The sequence below is a fragment of the Prosthecobacter sp. genome (assembly GCF_044373815.1).
Lineage (GTDB): Bacteria > Verrucomicrobiota > Verrucomicrobiia > Verrucomicrobiales > Verrucomicrobiaceae > Prosthecobacter.
The window spans coordinates 1-10,794 of record NZ_JBIPNG010000208.1; the positions used below are offsets into that span (position 1 = coordinate 1).

Consider the following 10,794-nt stretch of genomic DNA (forward strand, 5'->3'; position numbering starts at 1 on the left):
GGGCAGTCGGCTGCTTGAGGAGTCGCTTGAGAATGTTGTTGAGGTTGGTGGCTGGCATGCGCCATCCTAAAGCGAATTTATGCAAACAACAAACGCCACGTGAAGCTGCTTCGATTTTTCTTCGAGTCCGCCTGGATGCATGGGCATGTGGTTGCAGTCACGACAATGGCTATTGTGGTTGATCGCAGGCATGCGCCGTCGTAACACGAAACGTCCCCCTTTTACCCTTTGTGAAGAAGCTCCGATATTCTCTTGAGATCAAACTGCTGGATCTGGCAGTGTGGCTGCTGCCCCAGGTGCCGCGCCACCTGCTCATGGTGCTGTCCCGCGTCATCGGCACACTGGCCTTCTGGCTGGACGAGCGCGGACGCACTACGGCGCTGGACAATCTGCGCTGTGCTTTTGGCGATCAATACACGCTGGAGGAGAGGCGGCGGATCGCCTGCGGCTCCTACCAGGTCTTCGCTCGCACCTTCGTGGATTTGTTCTGGTCTCCACAGCTCAGGGCGGACAACTGGCAGCCGCATTTCGACATCATCACGGATGCCGCCGCTGAAGAAAGAGCGCGTGAAAACGGCGCCGTGTGGGTGACGCCGCACTACGGCAACTTCGAACTCATCAGCCAGATCTGGGGATTTCGCGGCTTCCCCTTCACCGTCGTGGCGCAGGATTTCAAGAACCCGGCCATCACGCATCTATTCAGAAGACTGCGGGAGCAGTCCGGACACACCTTCATCTCGCAGGACAATGCGATGATCAAGCTGATGAAGGCGCTCAAGCGCAAAGGGCACGCGGGTCTGCTCACGGACCTGAGCATCGCTCCCGGCAGGGCCGCAACGGCGATCCAGTGCTATGGCTTGTGGACCTCGGTGCCGACGCTGCATGTGGAGCTGGCGAAGCGCCTCGGTCTTGCGATCATCACCGGGGTATGTCGTCCTTTGGATGACGGACGCTATGAGGCGCATTTGTTTGAAGCCATTGAACCCAAGCCCGAGGACGACACGCGTGAGGTGACGCAACGCATCTGGGACCTCTTTGAAGCCGAGATCCGCAAGCACCCCGAATGCTGGCTCTGGATGTACAAGCAGTGGCGCTACCGCCCGGTGGGCGAGCTGAGCGTGCCGCACCCGGATTACCCGAATTATTCCAATCTCAGTGATGCCCTCATTCAGATGATTCCCGAAGCCCTGCGCCCGCAGAAGTAGGACGACTCAATGTCTCTGAAAGAGTTCGCCAAATGCGCCTGTTTTTCCATTGCCCAGTGTGATCGGCGCTCGTAACCCTCACACCTTCCAAAAACCAACCCGACAATGTCCATTCCCCATCTTCCTGCCCTCCGCAAAGGCCGCCCCTATGAGTCGCTCGACAAGGCTCAGGTCAAAGATCACAAAACCGGCGAGGTCTGCGCCGAAATCAGCCAGGTGAATGCCGGCATCGTGCGCAAGGATCTGGCGAAGATCGGTGAAGCACGCGCCGCGCTGAAGAAATTCACCGTGGAGCAGCTCATCGAGATCACCGCGAAAGCAGGCGAGCTTTTCCTCAACGGCACCCTGCCCCTGGGTGACAAAGGTCACACGCAGAGCCCGGAAGAATACATCGCCACCCTGTCCCGCACCAGCGGCCTGCCGCACGTGATGGTGAAGCGCAACATGGCCAAGCTGCACTTTGCGCTGACGAACATGAAGATGATCCTCAACGGCCTCACGCGCGGCCTGGATTTGAGCGTCATTGATCGCGGCTTTGGCACGCAGTCCGGCTGCCCTGTGTCCTATTTCCCCACCACCAAGTCCCTCGGTCTGGTGATGCCGAGCAATTCCCCTGCTGTGAATTCCCTCTGGCTGCCCGCCATCGCGCTGAAGATTCCAGTGGTCATCAAGCCAGGCCGTGAAGAGCCCTGGACCCCGTATCGTCTCATCCAGGCTTTCATCGCTGCAGGCGCACCGGCAGAGGCCTTCGGCTTCTACCCGACTGACCACGAAGGCAGCGGCGAAGTGGTAAAGCTCAGCGGTCGCAACCTCGTCTTTGGTGACGTGGCCATGGCGAAGATGTATGAGGGCAATCCCTCCGTGCAGGTGCATGGCCCGGGCTGGAGCAAGATCATCATCGGCGAAGACAAGATCGAAAACTGGAAGGATTACCTCGATGTCATGGTGGCCTCCATCAGCGACAACGGCGGCCGTTCCTGCATCAATGCCTCGGCGGTGATCGTGCCGAAGTATGGCAAGGAAATCGCCACCGCCCTGGCCGAGCGCCTGGGCAAGGTGGAGCCCACCACCTCCGAAGATGAAAACGCGCGCCTTGCAGGCTTTGCGAACGTGAAGATGGCCGACTACATCGACGGCGCCATCGACCACGATCTGCAGACTCCCGGCGCCGAAGACGTGACCGCACAGTTCCGCAACGGACCGCGCAAAGTGGAATTCCAAGGCGGCACCTTCCTGCGCCCCACGATCATCTGGTGCTCGGATAACAAGCACCCGCTCGCCAACCGCGAATTCCTCTGCCCTTACGCCAGCGTGCTGGAAATCCCGCAGAGCGAAGTGCTCGGCCGCATCGGCTACTCCCTCATCGTCACCGCCATCACGCAGGACCCCGCCTTCATCAACGACCTCCTTGAGTGCGGCGACATCGACCGCCTGAACATCGGGCCGATCAGCACGATGAAGATCAGCTGGGACCAGCCGCACGAAGGCAACATGTTCGAGTTCCTGTACAAGCGCCGTTCGATCGACTGCGCTTGAGTTCGTCATCCTGCCTGCAGGCGGTGCGATCCATCGTTCCGCATTCAGGCTTCATACTCCATCACGAACCGCATGTCCCTCGCCCCCTTCGACTACCAGCCGCGCACGCGTCTCATCTACGGCAACGGCACGCTCGCGCGAGTGGGTGAGCTGGCGAGTGGCCTCGGCGGCACGCGGGCACTGGTGGTGAGTGATCCGGGAATCGTGAAGGCGGGCTACGTGACACGCGCCGTCTCCTTCCTCATTGAGGCAGGGCTGCAGGCGCGGGTGTTTGGTGAGGTGCGTGAGAATCCCAGCACGGAAGATGTGGATGCCTGCGTGGCCGTGGCGCGTGAGTTCAAGGCGGATATCATCATCGGTCTCGGTGGTGGCAGCAGCATGGACACCGCGAAGGGCTGCAACTTCATCCTGACCAACGGCGGGCGCATTCAGGACTACTGGGGCGTGGGCAAGGCCACGAAGCCGATGCTGCCAATCATCGCCATCCCCACCACCTCAGGCACGGGCAGCGAGTGCCAGAGCTTTGCGCTGATCTCCGATGCTGTGACACACGTGAAGATGGCCTGCGGTGATCCCAAAGCCGCCGCGAAGGTAGCCATCCTCGACTCCGAACTCACCATTTCCCAGCCGCACCGCGTGACGGTTTGCACCGGCATCGATGCGCTGACGCACACGCTGGAAACCGCCGTGACGAACAAGCGGAATGCGTTTTCATCCCTCTACTCCCGTGAAGGCTTCCGCCTCTGCCACAGCGGCTTCAGCCGTGTGCTGCGCGATCCGAAAGACCTGGAAGCACGCGGCATGATGCAACTCGGTGCCGCGTATGCTGGCATCGCCATCGAAAACAGCATGCTCGGTGCCGCGCACTCCTGCGCCAATCCGCTCACCGCCCAGTTTCACGTCGTCCATGGCGAGGCCGTGGGTGTGATGATGCCGCACGTGATCCGTTTCAACTCCCGCGATCCCGAGATTGCCGCAATCTACAAAAGCTACTTCGACGGCGACCTCGCCGACCGCGTGAGCGAGCTCCTCTGGGAAGCCCGCATGCCCCGCAACATCGCCGAATACGGCGTGAAGGAAGAGCACTTCCACGACCTAGCCGAACTGGCCGCCAAGCAGTGGACCGCGCAGTTCAATCCGCGCCTGCCAAGCATGGCGGATTTCGTGGAGCTGTATCGCGCGGCGCTGTAACGCACTCGCGAGCTAAAGCTCGTGACTCCTTTCGACATCCGTGTTTAAGAGACGGCTGTGAACCCCACCGAACATCTCGACGCCCTGCTGGCACGGCCTGAGCCGTTGCTAGCGCTGGCGCCGATGCAGGATGTCACGGACCTGGAGTTCTGGCGGCTCATGGCGCGCTACGGCGGGGCGGATGTGTATTACACGGAGTACTTCCGCGTGCATGCGGACTCGCACTTGGACAAGCCGATCCTTGCCTCTCTGATTCACAATCCTACGGGCAAGCCGGCCATCGCGCAGATGATCGGGAATGACATCCCTTCACTGGTGCGCAACGCCAAGGAACTCCAGCACTACAACATCGCTGCGGTGGATCTGAATCTCGGCTGCCCGGCGCCCATCGTGTACAAGAAGTGCGCAGGTGGCGGCCTGCTGCGCGATGTGCCGCGCATCGAGGGCATTCTGGGCGCTTTACGCGAAGCCATCTCCATCAAATTCACGGTGAAGACACGCCTCGGCTTTGACGACACGGAAACGATCGACGCCCTGGTGCCGCTGTTTGCCAAGCATGGCGTGGACCTCGTCACCATCCATGGCCGCACGGTGCTGCAGATGTATCGCGACGGCGTGCGCTATGACTTGATCGGCAACGCCACCGCAAACATCCCCTGCCCTGTGCTGGCGAATGGCAACATCAGCTCTCATGTGGATGCCGCCGAAGTGACGCAGCAGACCGGCGTGCGCGGACTCATGCTCGGGCGCGGAGCCATCCGCAATCCGTGGATGTTTGACCAGATCCGCCAGCATGTGCGCGGTCAGCCCGTCTTCCAACCCACTCCCGCCGACCGCCTGCGCTACGTGGAGGAACTGTACGAGTGCGTGACGCTGCCCAACACCCGCGAGCTGGACATGGTGAACCGCATCAAAAAACACCTCAATTTCTTTGCTTGGGGCCTGGCCGACGCCGAAGGCTTCCTCAGCGCCATGCGCCGCTGCACAACGCGTGCCGGCATCATGGAGGTGTGCCAGCGGGCGTTTGGGGCCTGACGCACCACCTTTCACAGTGAATCCGGGACTTGCAGGCATGGGGGGAGATGCATCATACTTTACCTATGCAAACAGTCGCCTGCACGGTGGATGATCTATCCCATCCCTTCCGCACCTTTGGTGATGAAGGCCCGGTATATCAGGTGGTCGGCAAAGTGAATGGCCAGAAGGTGCATGTGGTGGTGGTGCAGACGGGCGAGGAGCTCGATTACCTAGTGGAGCGTGCGCTGAAAGACCCAGAAGCGAAGTGATCGCCCTCCTGACTGGCGCGGCAGTCGAAGGCGCCCCCTGATTCCGCCGTAATTTTCACAGTCTTTCCTCGTATTGGACATCCGCCCAAGCCTATGCTATCGCCCGCACCCATGTTTTCTCCCCGAACACTCCTTCCACTTCTAGCCCTGGCTCCCGCGTTTCTTGGCGCTGCGGAGAAGATTGATTTCAACAAGCAGATCAAGCCCCTGCTCGAAGGTGCCTGCACCCACTGCCACGGCGAGAAAGAGGACAAAGGCGACTTCCGCATGCACACGCTGGAAGACATCAAGAAGGGCAATGAGAACGGCCCCGGCCTCACGCCCGGCGATTTGAAGAAGAGCGCCATCTACACCACGCTGCTGCTGGCCGCCGATGAAGACATGGCCATGCCGCCGAAGAAGGAAGGCGCGCTGGAGAAGTCCCAGATCGAAGTGATCAAGACGTGGATCGAGCAAGGCGCTGAGTGGCCCGATGGCGTGGTGCTGGAGCAGACCCCGCGCATCAAGTTTGAAAAGCACATCCAGCCGATCCTGGAACAGAACTGCGTCTCCTGTCACAATGCCGACAAGGCGAAAGGCGACTGGATCATTACCACGAGGAAGGAAGCCTTCACCACCGGCGAGAACGCCCCGAACATCCTCCCCTTTGATCTCAAGAGCGCGATCTACCATGCCACGACGCTGGCCGCTGATGACGACGATTTGATGCCCCCGAAGAAGAGCGGCGGCCCACTGAGCAAGGAAGACATCAACTTCCTCCGCCTGTGGATCCTGCAAGGCGCGCCATGGCCTGAAGACCTCAAGCTGACCGCGAAGGAAAAGAAGGGCCCGGCTTCGACCAACCCGGACAATCTGGAGCTGGTGAAGAAGATTCACGCCTTCATCGTGCAGACCTCCAAGGAGAAGAAAGAGGCGGAGATGAAGGCCTACGACTCCAAGATCCCGAAGACGGGCATCCCCTTCAGCATGGTGGTGATCAAGAGCGGCGAATTCACCATGGGCAGCCCCGACAGCGAGGCCGACCGTGGCGATGACGAAGGCCCGCAGGTGAAGAAGGCCATGAAGCCCTTCTGGATGGGCAAATACGAAGTGACCTGGGACGAGTACGAACCCTTCCAGCTCACCAGCATCGGTCGCAACAAAGACGGCTCACGCCAGGTGTTCAAGCTGACCGACAAGCCTGAAGACCTGATCTCCCAGCCAACCCCTCCGTATCAGCCGATGGACTTCGGCATGGGCCGTGATCGCTACCCAGCCATCTGCATGACGCAGCACGCTGCCAACAAGTATTGCCAGTGGCTCAGCGCCCAAACCGGCCAGTTCTACCGCCTGCCGACTGAGGCCGAGTGGGAATATGCCGCCCGCGCCGGCACCAAAACCGCCTATTTTTTCGGCGACGACAAGGCGCAGCTCAAAGACTACGCTTGGTATTTCGACAACGCCCCGAACTTCCAGTACGCGAAGATCGGCCTGAAGAAGCCCAACCCTTGGGGCCTCTACGACATCTACGGCAACGTCTGCGAATGGTGCCTCGATCAATACACCCCGACCACGCCTGCCGCTTCGATTCTCGGCAACGACTGGGTGCGCTCCAAGACCCCCTACCCGCATGTGGCCAAAGGTGGCACCTATGACGACGATCCCGAGCTTCTCCGCAGCTCCGCCCGCAAAGCCTCCGATGCCCTCTGGAAACAGCAGGACCCGCAGCTGCCGAAGAGCATCTGGTACCTCACGGACGCGACCTGGCTCGGCTTCCGCATCGTGCGCCCTCTGGAAATACCCACGGTGGAAGAGATGTTCGCCGCCTGGAACAACGGTGTCGCCAAAGAATAACGACATGCTTTCCCGCTGATCTCAAATAGGCCGCTGTTCCCCAGCGGCCTGTTTTTTTGATCACCCCCGACTCCCTGATACGTTCAAGCCTGCCACTCTCACCTCAAAACTCCCCACTGACGCACTCATGACCCAGCCCAAATCCTCCAACAATGGTGCCATGGCCGCACTGATCGCCGCATTCCTCGGCTGGCTCTTTGACGGTTTTGAAATGGGCTTGTTCCCGCTCATCGGCAAACCAGCGCTGCAGGACCTGCTGCCGCAGGCGAGCGCCATCGTGCAGACCCAGTGGTTTACGGTGATCATCGCCGTCTTCCTCGTGGGCGCTGCCACCGGCGGCGTGCTCTTTGGCTGGCTGGGAGACAAGCTCGGACGCGTGAAGGCCATGACACTGGCCATCTTTACCTATGCCATCTTCAGCGGCCTCTGCGCCTTCGTCACCGAGGCCTGGCACTTCGCCGGTCTGCGTTTCGTGGCTTCCCTCGGCATGGGTGGTGAGTGGGCTCTGGGCGTTGCTTTGGTCAATGAAATCTGGGGCAACAAGAACCGCGCCTGGATCGCCGGCATGATCGGTGCCGCTTCAAACATTGGATTCCTGCTCACCGGCCTGATCAGTTGGAAGCTGAACGCCAGCCTGGACGTCGTCACCGGCTGGATTCATGCCATGGGCCTTTCCCCGGAGAACACCGAGTATCTGCTGCACAACCGTGCGTGGCGCTTCATTGCCGTGAGCAGCGCTCTTCCTGCCATCATCAATTTCTTCATCCTCGTCTTTGTACCCGAGTCCCACAAATGGGAGGCGGAAAAGAAATCCGGCAGCACCTCGCACTGGGCCACGATGGATCTGCTGGGAGTGCTCATCGCCTGCATCGCGGCCATGGGAATCATTTATGTGTGGTCGCCCTTGGCGAATATGGGTGGCTTGGGAGCTGGCTTGGTGACGGTGGTGGGTCTTGCAATCGCCTTGTGGGGCTACATGCACCCGATGCGCCAGTACATGTCCCGCTCCGTGGCTGCTGGCAGCACGTTGACGGCAGACCGCAGCGTCATCATGCGCAATCTTTTCATCGGGGCCGGACTCGCCGCCGTGGCCTTGCTCGGCACCTGGGGCTCAGCACAGCAGGCCGCCCGCTGGGCTTCTGATCTGGCTCCTAATGGCAGCACGCTGCCTGTGATCGATTTTGTGGTGATCTCCACCGCCCTTGGTGCGATTATCGCCACGCTGATCACCCCATTCATCGCCGACAAGCTGGGCCGCCGCGTGACCTACACACTGCTCTGCGCCGCCGCCCTCGCTGCTTCCCTGGGTTTCTTCCGTTTCAATGTGCCCTTTATTGGCAATGAGATTCCCAGCACGCTGATCACCACCGCCTTCCTGCTGGGCGGCATCACGGCCTCTTTCTACGGCTTCTTCCCGCTCTACTTCCCGGAACTCTTCCCCACCAGCGTGCGCGCCACGGGCCAGGGCTTCTGCTTCAACTTTGGCCGCCTCATCGCCGCCATTGGTGCGCTGCAGCTCGGAAATCTGACGGCGATGTTTAAAACTGACACCGTCACGGTGGTGCAGTCCGCTGCCAATGCCTACTCGGTCCTCTCCTGCATCTACCTCGTGGGGATGGTGCTGGTGTGGTTCGCACCCGAAACCAAAGGCCGCACTCTGCAATAGCCCCCATTTGGGGAGATTGACTCAAACCTCTCTTTGAAAGAGTGTTTGCTAAATCTCCTTTCATTGATAATAATACGCGTATATTAACCTCTCACAAATAAGAAGTTATTCACCGCGCTGAGTAAAAACTTATGGATTCTATGATTTTACCTTGATCCTACCAATGAATCTTGTTACATTAGTCATTATTCAAGAATTTCTCGGAAACCATAGCTCTAAGGACACCCTCCATGATTAACGGAACCAAAAACCCCGCCAAAGACCACGCCAAACTGGCAGATTTCATCCTGTTCAGTCAGCGCGAGTTTTTGCTTAATCTCTCCCGTGAGCTGAACCGAGATAACATCTCCTTTGCTCAGTTCTTCCTGCTTGGCTACCTCGCTACGTCCAAGGAGCTGACCATGACAGACATCGCCCGCAAGATGGGACATTCCACCGCAGCCGCCACCGGCCTCGTGGACCGTCTTGAAAAGCTCGGCCTCATGGAGCGCACCCATGCTGTGGATGACCGCCGCAAGGTGCTCGTTCGCATCACCTCCCGTGGCATCGAACTCGTCAGCCGTCTGCGTGACGAACTGCAGAATCAAATCGCTGACGCCATGAGCGAAACCTCTTCCGCAGATGCCGACAGCTTCATGAACTCCTATCGTGCGCTGGACACAGCGGCGACCCGCTAAGCAGCTGTTTTTCCATTCTTTTGCAAAGGCGCTCGGTTTATCCGTGCGCCTTTGTTTTTTTCATGGCAGAACAGTCCTGTGATGAATCACAATCAACCTTGGATGACTTTCCCTGCCCTCGAAGCACTGCCCGGATTTGCGCATCGCTTCACTCTGCGGCACCCAGACATTGATGTGAACGACGAGCGAGCCGTCGTTGTGAGCCGGCTGTGGGACTGGCATCGCTCCCAGGCTGAGGAACTCGGCTTTGCAGGTCATGCTCTGTGCATCGCCGAACAGGTGCATGGGCAGGAAGTGGTGGTGCTCACGGCACCCACGAGTGAAGTCATTTCAGGAACCGACGGACTGATCTCCAACGTGCCGGGGCTGGTCATCGGCATCTATGTCGCCGACTGCTGTGCCGTCTATCTTGCCGATCCAAGTACCGGAGCCTTCGGCATCGTCCATTCAGGCAAAAAAGGGTCCGAGTTCGGCATCGCGACCCAGGCGATTGAGAAAATGCAGCAGCATTTCGGCACGCGTCCGGAGGACCTCCATATTCAATTGAGCCCCTGCATCCGGCCCCCGGCATATGAGATCGATTTCGCCGCGCAGATTCGCCAGCAGGCATTGGATGCTGGCGTTCCTGCAGCGCAGATCCATGACACCGGGCTCTGCACGTCTTTGGATTTGCGCGGCTTTTATTCCTACCGCATGGAGAAAGGCCGAACCGGCCGCATGCTGGCGCTGCTCGGTCGCACTGCTTGATTAACCATGACATTTCATTCACCCGCCAAAATCAATCTCTGGCTGCGCATTCTCGGCAAACGGCCGGACGGTTTTCATGAGGTGCAGACCCGTCTGTGCCGGCTGGCCTTGGGCGACACGGTCGAAATCGAACACTTGGGCAAAGGCACGGATGTGACTTTGACATGCTCAGATCCCACAGTGCCGCTGGATGAAACCAATCTGGCCATGCGCGCCATGCGAGCCTTTGAAAACCGCACAGGCAGGCAGTCCTCCTGGCGCATGCATCTGGAGAAAAAAATACCGGCAGGCGCAGGTCTCGGTGGCGGCAGCAGCAATGCAGCCACGGTGCTCATGGGAGCCAATGAACTCGCAGGCTCGCCGCTGACGCAGGCCCAGCTTATTGAACTGGGGGCGCAGATCGGTTCGGACATCCCGTGCTTCATTCTCGACAGCCCCGCGGCTGACGGCGCTGGGAGAGGCGAGCAGGTCACCGGGGTGGATTTCCCCTGGCAGCTGCCGCTGGTCCTGATCAAGCCCCCCTTCCCCATCCCCACCCCCTGGGCCTACAAGAACTGGGCCGACTCCAAGGAGATACCCAGCATTCTTTACGCACCGCAGCTTTGCCCATGGGGTGCCATGTCGAATGATCTGGAGCGGCCAGTTTTCCAAAA

10 protein-coding genes are annotated in these 10,794 nt (G+C 59.6%); all 10 read left to right on the top strand.

Features of this window, described 5'->3' with window-relative positions:
- The first annotated feature begins 230 nt into the window (after window positions 1-230).
- Window positions 231-1,205, top strand: a complete 975-nt coding sequence (locus tag ACIREA_RS17035; RefSeq protein WP_397383506.1) for a lysophospholipid acyltransferase family protein — start codon at window positions 231-233, stop codon at window positions 1,203-1,205.
- Between the two features lie 105 nt (window positions 1,206-1,310).
- A complete protein-coding gene (locus ACIREA_RS17040) occupies window positions 1,311-2,741 on the top strand; it encodes an aldehyde dehydrogenase family protein (protein ID WP_397383508.1) in 1,431 nt (476 codons plus the stop codon).
- A 72-nt stretch (window positions 2,742-2,813) separates the two neighbouring features.
- A complete protein-coding gene (locus ACIREA_RS17045; protein WP_397383509.1) occupies window positions 2,814-3,932 on the top strand; it encodes an iron-containing alcohol dehydrogenase in 1,119 nt (372 codons plus the stop codon).
- Between the two features lie 57 nt (window positions 3,933-3,989).
- Window positions 3,990-4,967: a tRNA dihydrouridine synthase gene (locus ACIREA_RS17050; protein ID WP_397383511.1), complete on the top strand. Its 978-nt coding sequence runs from the start codon at window positions 3,990-3,992 to the stop codon at window positions 4,965-4,967.
- A 65-nt stretch (window positions 4,968-5,032) separates the two neighbouring features.
- A complete protein-coding gene (locus ACIREA_RS17055; RefSeq protein ID WP_397383513.1) occupies window positions 5,033-5,218 on the top strand; it encodes a hypothetical protein in 186 nt (61 codons plus the stop codon).
- Between the two features lie 111 nt (window positions 5,219-5,329).
- Entirely contained in the window at window positions 5,330-7,051 is a 1,722-nt protein-coding gene (locus ACIREA_RS17060) for an SUMF1/EgtB/PvdO family nonheme iron enzyme (RefSeq protein WP_397383515.1), read from the top strand.
- A 127-nt stretch (window positions 7,052-7,178) separates the two neighbouring features.
- Window positions 7,179-8,717 (top strand): MFS transporter, encoded by a 1,539-nt coding sequence (locus ACIREA_RS17065; RefSeq protein WP_397383516.1) that lies wholly within the window; start codon window positions 7,179-7,181, stop codon window positions 8,715-8,717.
- Window positions 8,718-8,947: 230 nt separating this feature from the next.
- Window positions 8,948-9,394, top strand: a complete 447-nt coding sequence (locus ACIREA_RS17070; RefSeq protein ID WP_397383518.1) for a MarR family transcriptional regulator — start codon at window positions 8,948-8,950, stop codon at window positions 9,392-9,394.
- 102 nt (window positions 9,395-9,496) lie between these two features.
- Window positions 9,497-10,141 (top strand): polyphenol oxidase family protein, encoded by a 645-nt coding sequence (locus ACIREA_RS17075; protein ID WP_397383519.1) that lies wholly within the window; start codon window positions 9,497-9,499, stop codon window positions 10,139-10,141.
- 6 nt (window positions 10,142-10,147) lie between these two features.
- On the top strand, window positions 10,148-10,794 hold a 647-nt coding region (gene ispE, locus ACIREA_RS17080), incomplete at its 3' end, for a 4-(cytidine 5'-diphospho)-2-C-methyl-D-erythritol kinase (RefSeq protein WP_397383521.1).

Bases quoted from the DNA above. Each gene is read 5' to 3' on its own strand.
- ACIREA_RS17040 (WP_397383508.1), top strand. From the start codon at position 1,311: ATGTCCATTCCCCATCTTCCTGCCCTCCGCAAAGGCCGCCCCTATGAG.
- ACIREA_RS17045 (WP_397383509.1), top strand. From the start codon at position 2,814: ATGTCCCTCGCCCCCTTCGACTACCAGCCGCGCACGCGTCTCATCTAC.
- ACIREA_RS17055 (WP_397383513.1), top strand. From the start codon at position 5,033: ATGCAAACAGTCGCCTGCACGGTGGATGATCTATCCCATCCCTTCCGC.
- ACIREA_RS17060 (WP_397383515.1), top strand. From the start codon at position 5,330: ATGTTTTCTCCCCGAACACTCCTTCCACTTCTAGCCCTGGCTCCCGCG.
- ACIREA_RS17065 (WP_397383516.1), top strand. From the start codon at position 7,179: ATGACCCAGCCCAAATCCTCCAACAATGGTGCCATGGCCGCACTGATC.
- ACIREA_RS17070 (WP_397383518.1), top strand. From the start codon at position 8,948: ATGATTAACGGAACCAAAAACCCCGCCAAAGACCACGCCAAACTGGCA.
- ACIREA_RS17075 (WP_397383519.1), top strand. From the start codon at position 9,497: ATGACTTTCCCTGCCCTCGAAGCACTGCCCGGATTTGCGCATCGCTTC.